This is a genomic window from Amycolatopsis sp. WGS_07 (assembly GCF_045278895.1).
GTDB lineage: Bacteria > Actinomycetota > Actinomycetes > Mycobacteriales > Pseudonocardiaceae > Amycolatopsis.
In genome coordinates this window covers 6,805,985-6,828,505 of the sequence record NZ_CP136053.1, presented here as the reverse complement: position 1 = coordinate 6,828,505, position 22,521 = coordinate 6,805,985, and the positions used below count along the sequence as shown (strand labels likewise).

Sequence of the window (22,521 nt, the reverse complement as noted above, 5' to 3'; positions counted from 1 at the left end):
GGAACAGGCTAGTGCCCGCGCCCCGGCCCGGGCTATCGGCCAACAGGGAGAACCTCGGCCGCGCGTGCGATCGGCCACGAATCTCGCAGGAGGATCGGTGAGCAGCAGCGGACCTGGGCGTTTACCGCGGCCGGGACGAAGGCCGGGCAGGCAATCGGATCTCCCGTGCGAAACGTTACCGGAATGGTCCCGACACTTTCCGCAGCCGACCGGATACCGTTCGACTGCGATTACTCCGGCGTTCTTCGGTGTCACCATTGGTGAGCGCCGCGGGCGAGCCGCGCGCATTACTGCTCCGATCGGCCGGATTGCGCGTCCGATCGGCAATAACCGCTCAACGGAAAAGCGCGCCGAACGGCGACGGCACAATTGCCCTCACGCGCCCGCCCGGCGGCCGGAATGAGCGGCAGGCGGGTTCTCGTCGCCGGGGCCGGGCTGGCCGGTTCGCTCGCCGCGATCCACTTCGCCCAGCTCGGGCACCGGGTGGAGATCCACGAACGCCGCCCGGACCCGCGCGGGGCCGGCGCGGGCGGCGGCCGCTCCATCAACCTCGGCCTTTCCCAGCGCGGAATCCGCGCGCTGGACCAGGTCGGCCTGCTCGACCCGGTGCTGGCCGCGGCGGCCCCGATGCGCGGGCGGGTCATCCACCAGCGCGACGGAGAGCTGGACTTCCAGCCCTACGGCAGCCACGAGGACCAGATCCTGCGCTCGGTGCTGCGCGACGACCTCAACCGGATCCTGCTCGCCAAAGCCCTGGAGTACCCGAACGTCAGCGCCCGCTTCGGCGTGACGCTCACCGATCTCGACCGCGGGTCGGCGGCGACGGAACCGGTCTGCACGTTCGACAGCGCCAGTGGTCCATACCACGCCTCCGCAGACCTGGTCGTCGGCGCGGACGGCGCGTTCTCGGCGGTGCGCACCCGGCTGCTGCGCGGCCTGCCCGCCGACTTCCGGCAGCGGGTCCTGCCCTGGGGCTACAAGGAATTCGCGATCGCCGCCGGCCGCTCCGGCGAGGTGCGCAGCAGCCCGGACGCACTGCACGTCTGGCCGGGCGACGACGGCCTGATCGTCGCGCACCCCAACGTCAACGGCTCACTCACCGCGACGGTGTTCCTGCCGCTCTCGGGCGAGCGGAGCTTCGCCACGCTCACCACCGCAAGTCTCGTGCGGGAGCTGTTCGACACCCGGTTCCCGGACGTGCGGCGGCTGGTGCCCGACATCGTCGAGCAGTTCCTCGCGCATCCGACCGGACACCTGGTGACCGTCCGGAGTTCGCCGTGGCAGCACGAGGGCCGCGTGGTGCTGATCGGCGACGCCGCGCACGCCGTGTACCCCTTCTACGGCCAGGGCATGAACTCGGCGCTGGAGGACTGCGCGGTGCTGCGCGACTGCCTCGCCGACGACGACTGGGCCGAAGCGCTGCGCACCTTCGAGCGACGCCGCAAGCCGCACACCGACGTCCTCGCCGACCTCTCCGAGCAGAACTTCGACGAACTGCGCACCCGGGTCGCCTCACCGCTGTTCCTGGCCCGCAAGAAGGCGGACCTGGTGCTCAGCCGCGTCTTCCCGAAGCGCTGGATGCCGCTCTACACCATGGTTTCGCACACCACGATCCCGTACGCGGACGCCTTGCGCCGCTCCCGCCGCCAGCACGCCGCGCTGGCCTGGGCCGGCGGTGCTCTCGCCGCCGCGCTGGCCGGCGGCGCGCTCGCCCGGCGCCGCGCCGCCGGACCGCACTCGCCTGGAGACCGAAGCTGATGCTCATCCATCCGACCGATCCCGGCCGCGTCCTGGTGGAGCGGCACGACCTCGACCCGCTCGCCCTGCCCGAACGCCTGCTGCGGTACGAGATCCACCTGCGGGCGATCTTCGACTGGGGACGCGGGTACCTGTCCGGCCCGCATCCGGACCTCGGGCGCGGCGGCAACGTCTGCCCGTTCGCCCAGCCGTCCCTGGAGCGCGGCCGGTTCTACCTCGCCGTCGAACCGGGCGTCCCGGCCGCGGGCCCGCGCCTGACCGAAACCCTGCACTGCTACCGCGACTGGTTCCTCGACCTCGCGCCGCGCGGTGCCCCGGGCGCGCAGCTGACCACGATCCTGCTGCTGTTCCCGGACGCGCCCGCCGACGACCGCTCCGGCGTGGTCGACACCGTGCAGCACGCGCTGAAGTCGGAGTACGTCGCCGAGGGGCTGATGATCGGCGAGTTCCACAACGGGCCGCCGGACAAGGGCGGCCTGTGGAACCCCGCGTTCCGCCCGCTGCGCAGCCCGGTGCCGATGCTGGTGGTGCGGCACATGGTGCCGACCGACTATCCGTTCCTGCGCGCCGATCCGGACCAGGCGCGCGCGTACCTGCGGCTGTTCGGCGACCAGGTGCCGGTCCAGCTGCGCGAACTGGTCGAGCACGACCGGCTCGCGCGCGAACTCGACGAGACCGGGATCGGGGCGCCGTGAACGTCTTCCCGTGCTCCCCCGGCCAGGAGCGGCTGTGGTTCCTCGACCGGCTCGACCCGGGTTCGCCGGTCTACCACGTGCCCACCGTGCTGCGGCTGTCCGGACCGCTCGACGTCGAAGCCCTGCGCCGCGCCTTCGCCCGGATCTCGGCCCGGCACGACGCCCTGCGCACGGTTTTCCGTGAGCGGGACGGCGTTCCGGAGCAGGTCGTCACCGAGAACGACTTCTCTTTCACCGTCCGCGAGAGCCAGGACGAGGCGGCCGCCGAAGCCGAGATCCGGACCCCGTTCGACCTGACCGCCGGACCGCTCGCCCGGGTCCTGCTGCTGCGTCAGGCCGAGGACCAGCACGTCCTGGTGCTCACGCTGCACCACGCGATCGCCGACGGCTGGTCGGTCTCGCTGCTGCTGGACGAGCTGGCCGAGAGCTACCGCGCCGAACTGTCCGGCACCGAACCGGACCTGCCGCCGCTTCCGATGCAGTACGCGGATTTCGTGCAGTGGCAACGGGAATACCTCGGCGGCCCGGAAGGCGTGGACCTCCTGCAGGAGTGGGCCGACCGGCTGCGCGGCGCGCCCGAGCTGATCACCCTGCCGACCGACCGTCCCCGGCCGGCGACCGCGACCTACGCGGGCGGCATCCACGAGTTCCGGTTCCCGCCCGCGCTCACCGAGGCCGTGCGCGCGCTCGCGAACGCTTCCGGCGCAACGGTTTTCATGACCGTGCTAGCCGCCTATCACGCACTGCTCGCCCGGCACAGCGGTCAGGACGACGTGGTCGTCGGCACCGTCGTCGGGCAACGCTCGCAGGTCGACACCGAGCACCTGATCGGCTTCTTCGTCAACACCGTCCCGGTCCGGATCTCGACCGCCGACGACCCCACCTTCGACGAGCTGCTGCTCGACGTCTGCGACAGCCTGGTCGACGCGCTCGGCGGTGCCGAGATCCCGTTCGAGCGTGTCGTCGAGGCGGTCCGTCCCGAACGCAGTCTCGGCCATTCGCCGATCTACCAGGTCGGTTTCAACGGCCACGGCGACGGCGGGCTGCCGCAGCTGGCCGGGCTGACGGTCACCGACGTCGCCGGTCCGCACACCGGCACCGCGAAGCTCGACCTGATGCTCGGCGTCCGCGACGAAGGCGACACCCTGCACGGCTACCTCGAGTACCGCACCGATCTCTTCGACGAAGCCACGGTCGTCCGCTTCGCCGAGCACCTGTGCACCTTCCTGACCTCCGTCACCGCCGACCCGGCCCAGCGGATCGGCGCGGTCGCCCTGCTGGAAAGCCGCCCGGTGCTCGCCAGCGTCCCGGCCCTGCCCGCCGCGGCGACCGCGCTGGACCTGATCGCGCCGCACGTCCGCGAGCGCGGTTCGGCGACCGCGATCGCCGGTTCGCTGAGCTACCGCGAACTGGACACCCGCGCGAACCGGCTCGCCCACGCCCTGCGCCGCCGCGGCGTCGGCCCGGACGTCCCGGTCGGCCTCTGCGTCCGCCGTTCGGCCGAGATGGTGGTCGCGCTGCTCGCGGTCTGGAAAGCCGGTGGCGCCTACGTTCCGCTCGACCCGGAGTGGCCGCTGGAACGGCACGCTTACGTCGTCGAGGAGGCCGGCGTCCGGATCGCCGTGGTCGACCGCGAAAACGCCGGACGGCTGCCCCGGTTCGACACGGTGCTGGACGTCGACCTGGACTACGCCGAACCGGACACCGCGCCGGAGGTGGCGCACGACCCGGCCGACCTGGCGTACCTCATCTACACCTCCGGCTCGACCGGACGGCCCAAGGGCGTCGCGGTCCCGCACCGCGGCGTGGTCAACCTGCTCACCGGCTTCGCCGACCGGCTCGGCGTCACCAGGACCGACGTCTGGGCGTCCGTCACCACGCTGGCGTTCGACATGTCGGTGCGGGAGCTGCTGATCCCGCTGATCCGCGGCGCCGCCGTCGCGGTGATCAGCACCGAGGACTCAGCCGAGCCGGTCGCGCTGGCGCGGCGGCTGGCCGACTGCGGCGCGACGATCCTGCAGGCCACGCCGACGCGCTGGCGGATGCTGCTGGCGTCCGGCGGAGTGCCCGCGAACGTCCGGGAACGGCTGTGCGGCGGCGAAGCGCTCGACCGCGAACTCGTCGGCGCACTGTCCTCCGGCGGCGCGCGAGTGTGGAACCTTTACGGCCCAACGGAAGTCACGATGATCGTCTCGGCGGGCACCGTGACCGCCGACGGCCCGGTCGTGCCGCTGGGACCGCCGCTGCCCAACACCCGGCTGCACGTGCTCGACGCCGGCCTGAACCCGGTCCCGTCCGGCGTCGCGGGCGAGATCTACGTCGGCGGCGCGGGGGTCAGCCGGGGCTACCGGAGCCGTCCCGGGCTCACCGCGGAGCGCTTCGTTCCGGATCCGTTCGCCGCCGGCGGAAGCCGTCTCTACGCCACCGGCGACCTCGCGCGACAGCGGGCCGACGGGACGCTGGAGTTCCTCGGCCGGACCGACCACCAGGTGAAAATCCGCGGCCTGCGCATCGAACTCGGCGAGATCGAGGCCCGGCTGCGCGCGGATCCGCAGGTCTCGGACGCGGTCGTGCTGGCCCGCCGGGCCGGTCCGGACGACGTGCGGCTAGTCGCCTATGTCGTGTCCGACGATAACGAGTGGCCGCCGCTGCGGGAGCGGCTGTCCGGCCAGCTGCCCGCGTACCTGGTCCCGCAGACCGCGGTGTTCCTGCCCGCGCTGCCGCTGACCAAGAACGGCAAGACCGACCGGACCGCGCTGCCGGAACCCGTCTGGGAATCCCGCAAGGCAGACCGAGTCGCCCCGCGCGACGCTGTCGAACGGGAGCTGGCCGGGCTGTGGCGGGAGGTGCTGGCCGTCGAGGAGATCGGTGTGTACGACGATTTCTTCCATCTCGGCGGCCATTCGCTGCTCGCCGCGCGGCTGCTGGCGAAGGTGCGCGAGCACTTCCAGTCCAGCGTCGGCCTGCGCACGCTGTTCGCCGCCCGCACCATCGCCGCCTTCGCCACCGCGCTGCGGGCGGCGGAGGCCGAACCCGGGGCCACCGACGAGGTCGCGCTCCTGCGGGAACGGATCGCCGCACTGCCCGACGCCGAGGTCCTCGCCCTGCTGCGAGCCGATTCCCCTCCAGGAGCGCATCGATGACGCACAACGAGCGTGAGCGGCTGTTCCGGCTGCTGGCCGCGCGCGACGGGCTCGGCACCGCGACCGGCTCGATCCCCCGCCGGACCGGCGACGCCCCCGTCCCGCTGCTGCCCGCGCAACGGCAGCTGTGGTTCCTGGACCGGCTCGGCGCGCGCGACGGCGTGTACACGATCTCCCAGTCCTGGCGGCTTTCCGGTGCCCTCGACGTCGAAGCGCTGCGCCGCGCGCTGGCCACGGTGGTCGATCGGCACGAGGCGCTGCGGGCCGGGTTTGCTGAATCTGACGGCGAACCAGTCCAGGTGCCAGCCTTGCCGGGCACCGCACCCGAACTGTCCTATGTAGACCTCCGGGACGCGCCGGAGTCCGCGGACTCGGTCCTCGCCGCCGAACGAGCCCGCCCGTTCGACCTGACCAGACCGCCGCTGGTGCGCGGCCTCCTGGTCGCGGTCGCCGACGACGTGCACCTGTTCGTGCTGACGCTGCACCACATCGTCGCCGACGCCGCGTCCGTCGGAATCCTGCTGCGCGAGCTGTCCGCGCTTTACCCAGCGAACGCTCCGGCGCTGCCCGAACCGCCGGTGCGCTACGGCGACTACGCGGCCTGGCAAGCGACCAAGCCGCTCGAAGCGGGCGAACGGTACTGGCGCTCGCAGCTCCACGACGCGCCAGCCCTGCTCGAACTGCCGACCGACCGTCCGCGACCGCCCGCGGAATCCTTCCGCGGCAACGGCCATTCCTTCCACCTGTCCGCCGATCTCACCGAGTTCTGCCACCGGCACGGCGTCACGGCCAACACCGTGCTGCTTACCGCCTACGTCCTCCTGCTGTCCCGCCACGCCGGCCAGGACGACGTGGTGGTCGGCATGCCGATGCGCGACGAGACCGCGCCGGGGATCGAGCAGTCCGTCGGGATGTTCGCCAACACCGTCGCCGTCCGGACCCGGCTGACCGGCGACCCGACGGTCACCGAGGTGCTCGCGCAGGTGCAGGACGCCTGCCTCGGCGCGCTGGAGCACCAGAGCTATCCGTGGGAACGGGTGGCGCAAGACCTGCGGCCGGCCCGCGATCTCAGCCACAACCCGGTGTTCCAGGTGATGTTCGTGCTCAACTCCACCGGCGCCGGGCTGGAACTGCCCGGGATCCGCGCGGACTGGCTCGACCTGCCGGTGACCACCGCGCGATTCGACCTGACGCTGGCGCTCGCCACCACCCCCGACGGTATCGAAGGACGGCTCGACTACGCGACCGACCTCTTCGACGCCGCCACCGTCGCCCGGTTCGCCGACCAGTACGAACACCTGCTGCGCGCGCTGCTGGCCGCCCCGGATGCTCCAGTGTCCACAGTGGACGCCTTACCGCTTGCCGACCGGACCCGGCTACGCAACGGCGGACACTCGGCCCCGCCAGTAAGCACCGACGGAACCCTGGTCACCACGCTCATCGCCCGCCAGGCCGCGCGGACTCCCACCGCGGTAGCGGTAGCGGACGACCTCACCTACGCCGAACTCCTCGCCCGCGCGCAGCGAGTCGCCGGGGCCCTGCACGCGTCCGGAGTGCGGCGCGGCGACGTGGTCGCACTCGGCCTGCCAGCGGGTCCGGACGCGATCACCGGCCTGCTCGGCATCCTGCTGGCAGGCGCCGCGTACCTGCCGCTCGACCCCGGACACCCGCCCGCCCGGTTGGCCGAACTGCTGTCCGACGCCGCGCCCGCCGCCATGGTCACCAACCACGAGCACACCTTCGCGTTCGACGGCCCGGTGCTGCACACCGACGACCTCCCCGACGCCCCGACGCCGGACGTCGACCTCGGACCGGACGACCTCGCGTACGTCATCTACACCTCCGGCTCGACCGGTGCCGCGAAGCCAGTCGCCGTCCGCCACGGCGCGCTCGCCGAACTGGCCGAATCCTTCGGTCAGCTGCACGGTTTCGGCCCCGGCGAACGGGTGCTGATGATCCCGCCGCTGACCTTCGACGCCGCCGCCGGCGACATCTTCCCCGCGCTGATCTCCGGCGCGGCTGTCCTGCCGTGGCAGGACCCGGCGGCGCTCACCGGCCCTGGTCTGGTCCAGCTCTGCCGGGAGCGCGGGATCACCATGGTCGACACCGCGTCCGCACTGTGGCAGAAGTGGGTCGCCGAGCTGGACACCGTTCCCGCCGACTGTCCATTGCGGACAATGATGGTCGGCGGCGAAGCTGTCCCGACGACCGCGGTCAAGCGGTGGGCAGCGCTCACCGGCGGCCGCGTCGAACTGCACAACCACTACGGCCCGACCGAAGCGACCGTCTGCGCGACCAGCTACCGCACCCTCGACGCCGCCGAACTCGACGGCCGGGTGCAGCTGCCGATCGGCGTTCCGCTCCCCCATGCCCGCGTCTACGTCGTCGACGACCTGCTGCGTCCGGTGCTCCCGGGCGTCCCCGGCGAACTGTGCATCGGCGGCGACGCGCCTGCCCGCGGCTACCGGGACCGGCCCGGCGCCACGGCGGAAAAGTTCGTCCCGGACCCGTTCTCCCCGGTGCCCGGCGCGCGGATGTACCGCACCGGCGACCTGGCCCGCCTCGACGGCGAGGGACGGCTGGAGTTCCTCGGCCGGGTGGACCGGCAGCTGAAAGTCCGCGGCCACCGCATCGAACCGGCCGAGGTCGAAGCGGCCTGCCGACGCCAGCCCGACGTCCAGGACGTCCTGGTCACCGCCCGCGACGGACGGCTCGTGGCCTACCTCGTCGGAGACGTCGATCCGCTGGCCCTCCGCTCCGCCCTGCGCGCCACCCTGCCTGGCTACCTGGTCCCCGACGCCTTCGCCGTGCTCCCCGCGCTGCCGCTCAACGCGCACGGCAAGGTCGACCACCACGCGCTCCCCGAACCGGCGGATACTGCGCCGACCGCGTTCGCCGAGCCCGAAGGAGAGCTGGAACAACGGCTGGCCGCGATCTGGGCAGCGGTGCTGGACGTCGACCGCGTCGGCCGAGACGACGACTTCTTCCTGCGCGGCGGGCATTCCCTGCTCGCCGGGACACTGATCGCCAAGGTGCGCGCGGAACTGGACGTCGAGGTCCCGGTGCGCACCCTCTTCGAGGCCAGCACGCTCGCCGCGTTCGCCGACGCCGTCCGTGCCCCGGGATATCGCGAAAACGACCACCTCGCCGAGGTCTTGGCCGACAGCGTGCTGCCCGCCGACCTCGACCCGCGCTGCTCGCCCGCCGAAGCCGAGGCCGCGATCCAGCGCGCGATGGCACCCCGGATCGCGCTGCTCACCGGCGCGTCCGGGTTCCTCGGCCCGCACCTGCTCGCCGACCTGCTGCGGCACACCGACGCCGTGGTGCGCTGTCTGGTCCGGGCCGCCGACGCCGCCGAGGGCGCCGCCCGGATCGAACAGGTGCTCCGCGACCATCTGCTGTGGGACGAGACCTTCCGCCCCCGGATCGTCGCCGTCCCCGGCGACCTCGGCGCGCCTCGCCTGGGTCTGGCCGCCGGCTTCGATGCGGTCGCCGAAGACCTCGACGTGATCTTCCACTGCGGCGGCGAAGCGAACTTCCTGCGCCCGTACGCGCAACTGCGGCCGGGCAACGTCCTGGGCACCGTCGAACTCCTCCGGCTGGCCTGCCGGGGCGGCGGAACCCCGGTGCACCTGGTGTCGTCGCTGGGCGTCTACCCGCTGGACCGGGACGCGGTGATCACCGAGGACGTCCCGCCCGACGACCCGGCCGGCCTCGGCCGCGGGTACGAGCTGAGCAAATGGGCCGCCGACCGGCTGGCCAGGGCCGCCCGCGAACGCGGCCTGCCGGTGACCGTGCACCGCCCGGCCCGGGTCACCGGGCACAGCCGGACCGGCATCGGCCCGCTCGGCGACCGGTTCGCCAACCTGCTGCGCTGCCTCGTGCTGCTCGGCTCCGCGCCGGAGGAGGACTTCGAGATCGAGGAGGACATGGCCCCGGTCGACCACGTGGCCGCCGCCATCGGCCACCTGTCGCGGCGGCGCACCGGATACGGCCAGGACTTCCACTTCCACAACCAGCGCACCATCCGGTTCGGCGAGGTAGTCGCCGGGCTGCGCGAGTTCGGCTACCCGATCGGCGCGATCCCGTTCGACGAGTGGCACTCCGCGCTGGCCGCGGCCGCCGCGGCGACGGCGGACCCGGCGCTGAGCGCGATCACCGCGATGGTCGAACGCACGTCGCCGCCGCGGCGGACGGTCTTCGACTGCTCGCACACCGAGGTCGTGGTCGCCGCGGGCGGGCTGGTGTGCCCGCCCGCGGACCGCGCGCTGCTGCAACGGTATCTGGCCCACTACGTCCACATCGGACACTTGCCCGCCCCGGCCCGGTCCGTGAAGGACTCCTTGGGGGAATCAGATTCCTTCAAGGAGTCCTTCACGGACCGCCCGGCTCGAGAGGAGCACCGTTGACCACGATGGGAACCCGGGGCTTCTTCCTGCTCTGGTCGGCACAGCTGGTCTCGATCGTCGGCTCCGCGCTGACCGGGTTCGTGCTCGGCGTGTGGACCTACGAGCGTTCCGGCTCGGCCACCCAGTTCGCGCTGATCATGCTGTCCGGCGCGATCCCGGCGCTGCTGATCGCCCCGTTCGCGGGCGCGCTCGCCGACCGCCTGCACCGCCGCCGGATCCTCGTCGCCGCCGACTGCGTCGCCCTTGTTTCGGTCGGCGCGCTGGCGTTGCTGATCAACGCGGACCAGCTGCAGACCTGGCACGTCTACGTCGTGACCGCGCTGACCGCGATGTGCGGAACCCTGCAGCAGGTCACCTTCAGCGCGATGATCCCCCTCCTGGTGCCGAAACAGCACCTCAGCCGGGCGAACGGCCTGTCCCAGGTCGTGTTCAGCGCCCAGATCGCCGCCCCGGTCGTCGCCGGGACGCTGCTGGCGCTGGCCGGACTGCGCGGCGTCGTGCTGATCGACCTCGTCACCTTCGCCGCGTCCCTGCTGGTCGTTCTGTTGGTCCCGTTGCCCCGCAACGCAGTGCGCACCGCCGCGCCGGAACCGGGCGCGCCCTCGATCTGGCGGCAGGTACCGGCGGGCTGGGCGGAACTGCGACGGCGTCCCGGATTGACCGGCCTGCTCGGTGTGCTGGCCGGGTTCTACTTCTGCTTCGGCATCGCCGGGACGCTCGTCCGTCCGCTGGTGCTGTCGTTCGCGAGCCCCACCGGGCTGGGCTTCCAGGTGTTCGCGGGCGGCTGCGGGCTGTTCGCCGGGAGTCTGGTGATGGGCGTCTGGGGCGGGCCGAAGAAGCGGATGCGCGGGATCGCGGCGTTCATGGCGTTCGGCGGCGTCGCGCTGGCGATCCACGCGCTGGCCCCGTCGCTGGCGCTGGTGATCGCGATCGGGCCGTTCTTCCTGTTCACCCTGCCGGTGATCACCGGGACCGCGCAGACCGTGCTGCAGAGCAAGGTCGACCCGGCGAACCTCGGCAAGGTCATGGCGACCTCGCGCGCCGTGTCGCAGGCCGCGAGCCCCGTGGCCTACCTCGTCGCCGGCCCGCTCGCCGACGGCGTGTTCGAACCGCTGATGCGACCCGGCGGCGCGCTCGCCGGCTCGGTCGGCCAGCTGATCGGCACCGGCCCCGGCCGCGGCATGGCGCTGATGTTCCTGCTCGCCGGGCTGCTGCTGGTCGTGCTGGGCGCGCTGGCCGCCCGTCCGTCGCTGCGGCGCGTGGAAGACCTGCCGGACCTGCTCGAAGAGCCCGAACCCGCCGCGGTGGCGGCGACCGGAAAGGAGAAGGGGAAATGACGACCCTCGAACAGACCGTCCCGGTGCGAGTGGTCTCCGCCGACCCGTTCCTGCGCGCCGGCCTGGAGAGCGCGCTGTTCGGCTGCGCCGAGTTCACCGGGGACGACGGCGGGGTCGCCGTGCTGGCGGTCGACGAGGTCGACGACGCGGCCGTCGAGGCGATCCGGACCGCGAAGGAACGCAGCGCCACCGTGCTGCTGGTAACCGGCAAAGTCGACGCGGCACGGGCAGCGCGCGCCATCGAGGCCGGAGCCTGCGGAGTGTTGCGGCGGGAACAGGCGTGCGCGCAGACGCTGGTCTCCGCCGTCCGCGCGGCCGCGACCGGACACGGCACGATGCCGCCGGACTTGCTCAGCGACCTGTTCGAGTCCCGGCAGTCCCCCGCCCCCGCCGCGCCGACCCTGGACGCCCGCGAGCGCGACGTCCTGCGCATGGTCGCCGACGGCCACGAGACCGCCGAAATCGCTTCCGCACTGGCCTATTCGGCCCGCACGGTGACGACGATCGTGCACGACATCACGCACCGGCTGCGCCTGCGCAACCGCGCGCACGCTGTCGCTTTCGCGCTGCGCCAAGGCCTCATCTAAACCGCGCCGCGGGGTTCGCCGTCCGTGAAGGACTCCTTGAGGGAATCTGATTCCCGCAAGGAGTCCTTCACGGATCCGCGGGTACGGACACCGGGCTAGATCAGGCCGTTCCGCACCGCGTAAGCCGCCGCGTGCGCCCGGTTGCGGACGCCCAGCGTCGCCATCAGGTCGTACAGCGCGTTCTTCACCGTGTGCTCCGACCAGCCGAGTTCGGCCGCGATCTCGCTGTTGCTGTACCCGTCGGCGACCAGCCGCAGCACCCGCAGCTCGCGTTCGCCGAGCTGCGGCCGGTATGCCGTCTCGCCGTCCACCCGCCCAGTGTACGGGCGGCCGCGCTCACCCCGGCAGCTCCGAGCCGCGGGTGCCCGGCGCGGCCGCGACCGTCTCGACGACCTGCACGAACCGGTCCGCCATCGTCTTGGCCGCTGCCTCGGCGAACAGCGCCCGGTCGTAATGCAGCGTGCCGGCCAGCCCGTCCGGATGCTCGCGGACGGTCACCAGCACGTCGAACGGATTCCCGCCCTGCCCCGCCCGCCACGGCTCCGCCCGGACCCCGTCGAGCCGGAGCCGGTCCGCGAGCGGCCCGAGCGACTGGAACGCCACCTGCGCCACCGGGTTCCGGCTCAGATCGCGCGGCGGCCGCACCGCCGTCACCACCTGGTCGAACGGCACGTCCTGATGCCGGAAACCCCCGAGCACCGCCTCCCGCACCGCGTCGAGCACCTCCCGATACGCCGGATCGCCCGGCAGGCGCACCCGCAGCGCGAGCGTGTTCACGAACAGCCCGATCAGGTCCTCGGCCTCGACCGACGGCCGGTTGCCGGCGAAAGTGCCGACCACCAGATCGTCCTGCCCGGTCGCCCGGCGCAGATCGAGCACGAACGCGGCGAGCAACGCCATGAACCCCGTCGCGCCCGCCTCGGTGGCGACCGTGTCCAGCGCGCTGATGACGTGCTGTGGCACGGAAAACTCGACCGTGCCTTCCAGCTGCGCCTGACGAGCCGGTCGCGGAAGACTGTCCGGCAGCTCGATCGCCGGGGGCGCACCCCTCAACGCCGACCTCCAGTATTCGAGCCCGGACTGATCCGGTGCCGTGTGGGACACGGTCAGCTCCGGCAAGGCGGCAGCCCGCCCGGCGTAGCATTCGGCGAGGTCGCGCCAGAAGACCTCCATCGAGGTGTCGTCGGCGATGATGTGGTGGATCACCGCGAGCAGCGTGAACCGCCCAGGCTCGCCGCGGATCACCGTGCACCGCAGCAACGGCCCGCGCGCCAGATCGAACGGCTTGCCGATCTCCGCGTCGACGATCTCCTCCGCCGAGCCGTCCACGACCGTCAACGGCACGTCCGCTTCCGCGGAAACGACCAGTTCAGGCTCGCCGCGACGGCTCCGGAACGTCGTGCGCAAGCTCTCGTGCCGCCGGACCACCTGCGCCAACGCTTCCCGCAACGCCTCGACGTCCAGCTCTCCGGTGCACCGGTACGCCTCATACATGGTGTACGTCGCGGACGGCCCGGACAGCTGATCGAGAAACCACATCCGGTGCTGCGCCGCCGAAATCGCCCTCTGTCCACTCTGGACCTCCGCCGTACGCGGCGCTGCGGCCACTACCTCGGCCAGCTCCGCGACGGTCGGCGCGGTGAACAGATCCGCGACCGACAGCCGCCGCCCGGCCGCGCGGCAGATCCGGGCGCAGATCCGGGTAGCGGCCAGCGACCGACCGCCCAGCTCGAGGAACGGGTCGTGGACGCCGACCGGGCTGACCCCGAGCGCGTCCGCCCAGATCTCCGCGATCTCTTGCTCTGCCCCGTTCCTCGGTGCCACGTAAGCGACTCCGAGCGCCGGACGTCCACCGTCGGGCGCGGGCAGGGCGTTGCGATCGATCTTGCCGCTCGAGGTGAGCGGCAGCGCGGCCAGCGAAGTCCACACCGCCGGAAGCATCGGCTCCGGCAGGGTGCGGGCCAGATGCGCCCGCAACTCAGCCGTCGAAGGCTCCGCTCCCGCCCGGTAAACGCAGTACGCGACCAGCCGGTCGTCGTGCACCGCAGCAGCCGCCGCCGCGATCGCCGGGTGCGAATGCAGAGCAGCCTCAACCTCGCCGAGTTCGATCCGGTTCCCATGGATCTTGACCTGATGGTCGAACCGGCCCAGGTATTCGAACGCGCCGTCCTCGCGCTGCCGGGCTCGATCGCCAGTGCGGTACAACCGTTCCCCGGGCGTCTGCGCGAAGGGGTTAGGCACGAATTTCTCCGCGGTCAGCGACGGCCGGTTCAGGTACCCGCGCGCCAGCTGCACCCCCGCGATCGTCAGCTCGCCGTCGAGGAGGTGGACGCGGGTGTTCGCGATCGGATAGCCGATCGTGACTGTCTCCCCCGGCAAGCATTGTGTCGCCGTAACGTCGACTGATGCTTCCGTTGGCCCGTAAAGATTATGCAGCTCAGCGCCGATCACCCGGTGGAACTTTTCCGCCAGCTCGTCCGGCAACGCCTCGCCACTGCACAACACCCGCCGCAGCGGCAGCGACGGCACCGGCCCGGCCAGAAACGCCCGCAGCATCGACGGCACGAAATGCACCGTCGTGATCCCGTCGGCCAGCACCTCGGCGAGATACTGCGGATCACGATGCCCGCCCGGCCGCGCCATCACCAGCGTCGCACCGGCAGAGAGCGTCCAGAAAAACTCCCACACCGACACGTCAAACCCGAACGGCGTCTTCTGCAACACCCGATCTTGCGGCGTCAGACCGTACTCCGCCTGCATCCACCGCAGCCGGTTCACAATCCCGCGATGCTCGATCACCACACCCTTGGGCCGCCCAGTCGACCCCGACGTGTAAATCACATACGCCGCGTTCTCCGGCCGCACCACCACATCCACCGGCTGTCGCGATTCGTCAAGATCCGTCAGGTCACCCGGCTCAATCACTAACTCAGCACCCGAATCCTCGACCATGAACCGCAGCCGATCCTCAGGATAATCCGGATCCAACGGCAAATACGCCGCCCCCGCCTTGAGAACCCCCAGCAGCGCGACCACCATCTCCAGGCCACGCTCCAGCCGAACCCCCACCACCGACTCCAGCCCCACCCCACGCGACCTCAGCCAATGCGCCGCCTGATTAGACAACGCATCCAACTCCACATAGGACACCTCGATGCCCTCAGCAACCACGCGAGCAGTCACGCCCTCGGCAACGAGCGACAGCAACGTCTCGTTCATACGTCCTCGCTCACCCTCGCACGCGGCCGGATCGTCGCCCGAGCCGCCGGTTCCGACGCGAGCCGCGGATACCCGGCGACCGCCGCGGCGAGCGCCTCGACCGTCGGGTGATCGAACAACGCCCGCACCGGAACGTCGGCATCGAGCGCCGCCCGAAGCCGGACCGAGATCCGAGTAGCGGCAACAGAATGCCCGCCGAGATCGAAGAAATCGTCACGCGCGCCGATCCGCTCGATCCCGAGCACCTCGGCCCACACACCCGCGACCATCTCCTCCACCGGCCCGCGCGGCGCGACATGCGAACGCTCCCGCACCGCCGGTTCAGGCGCAGGCAACGCGGCCCGGTCGAGCTTCCCCGCCGGAGTCCGCGGCAGTTCCGGCAGCAGCACGAACCCGCTGGGCACCAGGTAATCCGGCAGGGTGCCCGACAGTCCTTTCCGGACGTCCGCAATGGACAGTTCCCCCCGCGCGACCACATACGCGGTCAACTCCACGCCGTCCAAGGTCGCGCTCGGCTGGACCACCGCGTCCCGCACCCGCGGATCCGCCCGCAACACCGCCTCGACCTCGCCCGGCTCGACCCGATGCCCGCGGACCTTCACCTGATCGTCGGCGCGACCGAGGATCTCCACCGATCCGTCCGGCCGCCGGCGCGCCAGATCCCCGGTCCGATAAAGCCGCCCGCCAGGCCGAACCCCGTGCGGATCCGGCGCGAACCGCTCCGCCGTCAGCCCCGGCCGCCCGGCGTACCCGCGCGCGAGCCCGTCCCCGCCGATCCAGACCTCCCCGACGACCCCCAGCGGAACCGGCTCCAGATCGTCGCCGAGCAGGTAAACGTCGGTATTCGCGACCGGCTCCCACGCCACGACGGCATCCCGGCCGAGTTCGGCGACGGTAGACCAGATCGTCGTTTCGGTAGGACCGTAGAGATCCCACAGCCGAGCCCCGCCCGCGGTAAGCCGCCGCGCGAGGTCCCCCGGCAGCTTCTCGCCGCCCGAGAACACGGCGAGCCCCGCCGGCGGCGTCCACCCCGAATCGACGAGCAACCGCAGGCCCGACGGAGTCGCCTGCACCACCGACGGCCCAGTCCGCTCGATCAACGCCGCCTGCCGCTGCGGATCAACGCACTCCTCGGCGCTCGCGAGGATCACCTGCCCGCCGACCAGGAGAGGCAGATACAACTCAAGCGCGGAAATGTCGAACGACACGGTGGTCAGGGCGAGCACTGCCGCTCCAGGCGCGAGGCCTGGACGGTCCCGCATGGAGAGGAGAAAGTTCGCGAGGGCGGCGTGGGTGATCTGGACGCCCTTGGGCTGGCCGGTGGAACCGGAGGTGTAGATGGCGTAGGCGAGTTCGTCCCCGTGTGGTCGCGGCACCGGAATATTCGGCGTGTCGACGGCCGCAGAGCCTTCCCGGCCCGGTACGCGGACTTCTATGGCCGCCGCATCGCGACCTGGTGGCGCCGGGGAAACGTCAGCCCTCGCCGCGTCGCTGCCCGACGGCACCGTCGGGCGGACACCGACCGCCACGGCATCCGGACCCGACGGCAGCGCTGAGCCAGCCGCCACCGCATCCCGACCCGACGGCAGCAGCGGGCCAGCCGCGACCACCCCGCCATCCCGCTCGAACGGGACGGGCGAAGCAGGCTCCACCGCAACCGGATCCTTGCTTGGCTGCACCGTGCGGCCAGGCTCGATCGCCGCCTCAGCCCCGCCCGACGACACCACCGGACCGGCCGCAACCACAGCAGTGCCTGGCTCGGACCGCACCGCCGAGTCGGCCGCAGCCACCGCTTCCCGGTCCGGCGACACAGCCAAGCCAGCTACAACCGAGGCCGGATCCTGACCTGGCCGCACCGTCGGGCCAGGCTCGATCGCCGCCGCAGCTCCACGCGACGGCACCGCCCCGCCGACCGCAACCACAGCAGCATCCGGACCCGGCAGCACCACTCCGCCAGCCGCAGCATCTCGGCCCGACGGCACCGCCACGCCAGCCGCAACTACAGCAGCATCCCGACCCGACGACACCACCGGACCGCCCTCGATCGCCGCCGCGTCCCGGTCCACCAGCACCGTCGAGCAAGCCGTTTCCGCAAGCAGTCCGGCCAGCGGCTCCTCGCTGATCACCACCTCCACACCCGAATCAGCCAGCACGTAACCCACGCGCTTAGCCGGATAACGCGGATCGATCGGCACATACGCCGCACCCGCCCGGTGCACGGCCAGCAGCGCGACAAGCAGCGCCGGACCGCGATCGAGCAGCACGCCGACCAACGACCCGCGCCGCACTCCGCTGTCCCTCAGATACCCCGCCAGTTTACCGACCCGCACCGACAATTCCTGATAGGTGAGCGTCACGTCGCCGCATCGCAGGGCCACTGCGGCGGGACACCCTGCCGCAGTGACGGCGAAGAGTTCCGGCAGGGTCTGGTCGAAGACAGGAGTCCGTGCCGGGTTTCGCAGCAGGGCGGCCCGATCCGCCGAGGGCAGACCGCTGCGGCGCGGGTTCGAGGTCGGCGCGGTTACGATCCGTTCCAGTACATGCCGGTAGAGCCGCGCCAGGAAGTCCATATGCACCAAGGAAATCCGGTGGGTGAACGCCTCCAACACAAAGGCACCGGGCACGGTCGAGACGGATAGGCCGAACTCGTTGGGCGTGCTGTCGGCGACCTCGGCAAGATCAACCAGTGCTTCCGCGAGCACGTGCATGTCCGTATGATTGAAGAAAACGTCGACGAGCGGAATCTGCCCACCCCAAGCCGCCTGCATCGCGGGCAGCGGGAAGTGCCGGTGCGGCCACATCGCGGTCTCCTCCGCGAAGACCGCGCGAGCCAGTTCCGGCCAGTCCCGCGCGTCCGAGGGCACCGCGAACGGCACGGTGTTCAGGAACATTCCCCGAACCTCGTCGCCGCCCGCGCGTTCGAGCCGGCTGTTGGTCACCACGCCGGTCTGAAACGGCCGGTCGTGTCCGGCGACCGTGCGCAGTACGGTGAGGTGCGCGGCCAGTAGCAAGCTCTTCAACGGCACCCCGGCCGACGAGGCGACGGAACGCAATTGCGGTGCCAGATCATCGAACGGTACCCGCACCGTGCGATAGATTCCGTCGTCCTCACCTGCCCAGCCGGACGGTACGGTGAATCGCTCGGCGGCACGCACGCGGTCCGACCAGAACTCGCGGTCCACAGTGGACTCCAGTGCGACGCGTTCCCGGGCGACCGTGTCGGCGAACCGCACTGGAGGCGGCGAGACCGGGCCTGCCGCGCCGGAGCGGTAGTCCGAGATCAGCTCGGCGACCAGCGAGTTCTGGCTCCAGCCGTCGAGAATGGCGTGCACATAGCTGAACGACAACCGCCATTCGCGATCGCCGAGCCAGTGGACGTGCAGGCGCAGCAGCGGCGGGCGGAGCAGGTCGAAACCGCGCGCTCGGTCCTCCAAAGGGAAGCGCCGCACTCGTTCGGCTTGGTCATCGGCGGATAGCGCACGGAGGTCGTCGCAGGTCACCGTCAGGCGAGCGGTCTCATGGACCCGTTGCAAGGCGGGGACCGCAGCGAAGTCGATGGAGGTGCGCAGGATTTCGTGCCGGGCGACCAGCCGGTTCGCGGCCTGCTGCAACGCGTCCAGGCGGAACTCCTCGTGCACGGGGTAGCCGAGGTGGTTCAGGTAGAGGCCGCGGTCGGCTCCGGCGAGCATTTCGTGCACCATGCCCGCCTGGGCGAGGGACAGCGGGTAGGCGTCGGTCACGTCGTCCGGCAGCCCGCGGCGCTGGTCTTCGGTAAGCTGGGCGAAGGGCTCGACCACCTCCACCGCACCTGCCGGACCGCCCAGTCCGGCGGCGAAATCGGCCACTCGCGGCTGTCGGAAGAGGTCCGCGACGTTCGCCTCGATCCCCTCCGCCCGCAGCAGTCCCACCGCCCGGATGGCGCGCAGGGAATCGCCGCCCAGGGCGAAAAAGCTGTCCTCCGCACCGACCCGGTCGACGTCGGTCGCTGCGGCGAACGCGCGCGCCACCGACGCTTCGGCCGGGGTCCGGGGCGCGACGTAACCCTGGGTCGTGCGTTCGCCCTCGGGGGCGGGCAGGGCGTTGCGGTCGGTCTTGCCGCTGGCGGTCAGCGGCAGCTCGGCCAGCTCGACCCACACCGACGGCAGCATCGGTTCGGGCAGCGTGCGGGCCAGATGCGCGCGCAACGCGGCCGGGTCCGGGGTCCAGCCTGGCTCGGGCACGAAGTAGCCGATCAGCCGGTCGTCGTGCACCGCGGCCGCTGCCGCGCGCAGGTCGGGATGGGTCAGCAGGGTCGTCTCGACCTCGCCGAGTTCGATCCGGTTGCCGTGGATCTTGACCTGGTGGTCGAGCCGTCCCCGGTACTCGATCCGCCCGTCCGGCAACCGGCGGGCGAGGTCGCCGGTGCGGTACAGCCGTTCACCGGGCGTCCGCGCGAACGGGTCGGGCACGAACTTCTCGGCGGTCAGCGACGGCCGGTTCAAGTACCCACGCGCCAGCTGCACCCCAGCGATGACCAGTTCGCCGGGGACGCCCACTGGCACCTCGCGCAACTCGGCATCCACGACGAACACCCGGGTGTTCGCGATCGCGCGGCCGATCGTGACGGGCTCTCCCGGCAGGCATCGATCCGCCGTGACATCGACCGATGCTTCCGTTGGCCCGTAAAGATTATGCAGCTCAGCGCCGATCACCCGGTGGAACCGCTCCGCCAGTTCATCCGGCAATGCCTCACCGCTGCACAACACCCGGCGCAACGACGGCACCGGCTCGGCCAGGAACGCCCGCAGCATTGACGGCACGAAGTGCGCGGTCGTAATCCCCTCCGCCATGACTTCAGCGAGATAGGCCGGATCACGATGCCCGCCCGGGCGAGCCATCACCAATGTCGCACCAGCGGAAAGCGTCCAGAAAAACTCCCACACCGACACGTCAAACCCGAACGGCGTCTTCTGCAACACCCGATCATCCGGAGCCAGGCCGTATTCCGCCTGCATCCACCGCAGCCGATTCACAATCCCGCGATGCTCGACCACCACGCCCTTAGGCCTGCCGGTCGACCCCGACGTGTAAATCACATACGCCGCATTCTCCGGCCGCACCAGCACATCCACCGGCGAGACCGGCTCATTCAACCCAGTCAGATCACCCGGCTCAATCACCAACTCGGTGCCCGAATCCTCGACCATGAAACGCAGCCGATCCTCAGGATAATCCGGATCCAACGGCAAATACGCCGCCCCAGCCTTCAGAATCCCCACCAACGCGACCACCATCTCCAGGCCACGCTCCAGCCGAACCCCCACCACCGACTCCAGCCCCACCCCACGCGACCTCAGCCAATGCGCCGCCTGATTCGACAACGCATCCAGCTCCACATAGGACACCGAGACACCGTCAGCAACCACGCGGGCAGTCACGCCCTCCGCGACGAGCGACAGCAAAGTCCCGGACGGATACGCGACATCAGTCTCATTCCACCGCGCCAGTTCGGCATCACGCAGCCAGGGCAGCTCCGCCAGCCGCGCACCGGGATCCGCGACAATCCCGCGCAGCAGCTCAGTGAAATGCCCGGCCATTCGCGCGATGGTATCCCGGTCGAACAGGGCGACCGGATACTCCAGCACCCCGTCCAGGCTCCCGTCCGGACGCTCGGTCAATTCCAGCGTCAGGTCGAATTTCGCACTGTGCCAAGGAGAATGTACCTGTTCGCCGCTGACGCCAGCCGCCTCGAACCCGGCGGAAGCGGTGTTCTGCAGCACGAGCATGGCCTGGAAAAGCGGATTCCTCGAAAGATCTCGTTCCGGTGCCAACTCGTCGGCCAGCCGCTCGAACGGGGCGTCTTGATTGGCGTAAGCGTCAAGGGTATCCCGACGCACGCGGTCCAGGAAGTCCTGGAACGACAAGGAACCGTCCACCGAAGCCCGCAGCACCAGGGTATTCAGGAACAGTCCGATCAAATCCTGCGATTCGGCCCGCGTACGTCCGGCAACCGGCGTGCCGACCGTGACGTCGGACTGGCCCGAATACCGGCTCAGCAGAATCTGATACGCCGCCAGCAGCACCATAAACGTGGTCGCCCGATGCGCCCGGCCGAGCGCGGCAACCGCCGCCCCCAGTTCGGCGTCCACGGTGAACCGCAGGGTTTCCCCGCGCGGATCGTGCACCGGCGGGCGCGGGCGGTCCGTCGGCAGGGTCAGCGGCACCACTCCGTCGAGACGGCGTCGCCAGAACTCGACCTGCTCCGAAACCCGATCGCTGACCGCGTGGGTCCGGTGCCAGGAAGCGAAATCGGCGTACTGGACCGGCAGCTCCGGCAGGGTTTCCCCGCTGTACAACGCCCCAAGTTCCCGCGCGACGACCGACGTCGACCAGCCGTCGTAAGCGATGTGATGCACGACGAGCAGCAGCACATGCTCGGTGGCGGACTGCCGCAGCACCCGGATCCGCAACGGCCGGTCCCGCGACAGATCGAACGGCACCGACGCCGCTTCCCGGGTGACCGACTCGACGTCCTCCGCCGCGACGTCCCGCACTGTCAGGTCGACCCCGGGCTCGCCGACGAGTTGCTCCGGCACCCCGTCGCGTTCCGCATACGTGGTGCGCAGGATCTCGTGCCGCGACACGATCGTCTGCCAGCATGCGCGCAGCCGCGCCACGTCGAGCGGGCCGCGCAGGCGCCACGCCGCGGTCACCACGTATTCGGTCCCGCCGGGCCGGAGCCGGTCCAGCACCCAGACCCGCTGCTGCGCCGGGGAAAGCGGCAGCGGACGGCCGCGATCGGCCCGCATCGCAGCCGCCGGACGGGCCGGGGCCGCGTTCGCCAGATAGCGCTGCAGCAGCTCCGCGCGCCGGGACTGTTCGGTGGTCATCGCTCCCCCTGCGGGTCGATCGGGGCCGGGGCTGGCCGGCGGACGGTCCGTGAAGGACTCCTTGACGGAATCCGATTCCCTCAAGGAGTCCTTCACGGACAGCGGACAGCGGACAGCGGGCGGTGGTCGGCGGGCTGCGGAACCGGCGGGAACTAGGCGGAGGCGCGCATCCGGTCGCGCAGGCTCTTCGGCCGCATGTCCGTCCAGACCTCGTCGATGTGGTCGAGGCACTCCTGCTTCGGACCGCGTTTCCCCTCGTAGCGCCAGCCCGCCGGCAGCTCCCGGCCGACCAGCCAGATCGAGTACTGCTCCTCGTCGTTGAGCACGACGCCGTAGGTGCGTTCGTCCTCGCTCATCCGGTCCTCCTCGTCCTCGCGCCGGGCACACCCGTCCCGTCGCGAGCCGAGCCTTCCCGCGCGGGCGGCGGCGCGGCAGAGAAGAAAGCGCAGCAACGCGCGCACCGTCCCGGCTCTGGGCCGATCGGCGGGAAGCCGCCACCCTGGC

10 protein-coding genes are annotated in these 22,521 nt (G+C 71.2%); 6 read left to right on the top strand and 4 right to left on the bottom strand.

What is annotated here, in order from left to right; genetic code table 11:
* Positions 1-399 precede the first annotated feature (399 nt).
* The 6 genes from RPX00_RS32100 to RPX00_RS32075 are packed head-to-tail and all read left to right on the top strand — an operon-like array spanning position 400 to position 11,929.
* Entirely contained in the window at positions 400-1,758 is a 1,359-nt protein-coding gene (locus RPX00_RS32100; RefSeq protein WP_406630964.1) for an FAD-dependent oxidoreductase, read from the top strand.
* Positions 1,758-2,453: a DUF6875 domain-containing protein gene (locus tag RPX00_RS32095; protein ID WP_406630963.1), complete on the top strand. Its 696-nt coding sequence runs from the start codon at positions 1,758-1,760 to the stop codon at positions 2,451-2,453. The genes RPX00_RS32100 and RPX00_RS32095 overlap by 1 nt, the downstream gene beginning before the upstream one ends.
* Positions 2,450-5,596: an amino acid adenylation domain-containing protein gene (locus tag RPX00_RS32090; RefSeq protein ID WP_406630962.1), complete on the top strand. Its 3,147-nt coding sequence runs from the start codon at positions 2,450-2,452 to the stop codon at positions 5,594-5,596. Before RPX00_RS32095 ends, RPX00_RS32090 begins: the two co-directional genes overlap by 4 nt.
* On the top strand, positions 5,593-10,005 hold the full coding sequence (locus tag RPX00_RS32085) for a non-ribosomal peptide synthetase (RefSeq protein WP_406630961.1): 4,413 nt from the start codon (positions 5,593-5,595) through the stop codon (positions 10,003-10,005). The genes RPX00_RS32090 and RPX00_RS32085 overlap by 4 nt, the downstream gene beginning before the upstream one ends.
* A gap of 5 nt (positions 10,006-10,010) precedes the next feature.
* Positions 10,011-11,342, top strand: a complete 1,332-nt coding sequence (locus RPX00_RS32080) for an MFS transporter (RefSeq protein ID WP_406643154.1) — start codon at positions 10,011-10,013, stop codon at positions 11,340-11,342.
* A complete protein-coding gene (locus RPX00_RS32075; protein ID WP_406630960.1) occupies positions 11,339-11,929 on the top strand; it encodes a response regulator transcription factor in 591 nt (196 codons plus the stop codon). Before RPX00_RS32080 ends, RPX00_RS32075 begins: the two co-directional genes overlap by 4 nt.
* A 95-nt stretch (positions 11,930-12,024) precedes the next feature.
* Here the strand turns inward: RPX00_RS32075 and RPX00_RS32070 are convergent, their stop codons facing one another.
* The 4 genes from RPX00_RS32070 to RPX00_RS32055 all read right to left on the bottom strand — a co-directional run bounded on the left by RPX00_RS32070 (position 12,025) and on the right by RPX00_RS32055 (position 22,373).
* Positions 12,025-12,240: a response regulator transcription factor gene (locus tag RPX00_RS32070; protein WP_378302414.1), complete on the bottom strand. Its 216-nt coding sequence runs from the start codon at positions 12,238-12,240 to the stop codon at positions 12,025-12,027.
* Positions 12,241-12,265: 25 nt separating this feature from the next.
* On the bottom strand, positions 12,266-15,148 hold the full coding sequence (locus RPX00_RS32065) for an amino acid adenylation domain-containing protein (protein ID WP_406630959.1): 2,883 nt from the start codon (positions 15,146-15,148) through the stop codon (positions 12,266-12,268).
* The gene (locus tag RPX00_RS32060; protein WP_406630958.1) at positions 15,145-22,017 is read right to left on the bottom strand and encodes an amino acid adenylation domain-containing protein; all 6,873 of its coding nucleotides are present in this window, start codon (positions 22,015-22,017) and stop codon (positions 15,145-15,147) included. The genes RPX00_RS32065 and RPX00_RS32060 overlap by 4 nt, the downstream gene beginning before the upstream one ends.
* Before the next feature lie 152 nt (positions 22,018-22,169).
* Positions 22,170-22,373 carry an MbtH family protein gene (locus RPX00_RS32055; protein WP_406630957.1) on the bottom strand — a complete coding sequence of 68 codons (204 nt, stop codon included), beginning with the start codon at positions 22,371-22,373 and terminating at the stop codon, positions 22,170-22,172.
* Positions 22,374-22,521: the final 148 nt, after the last annotated feature.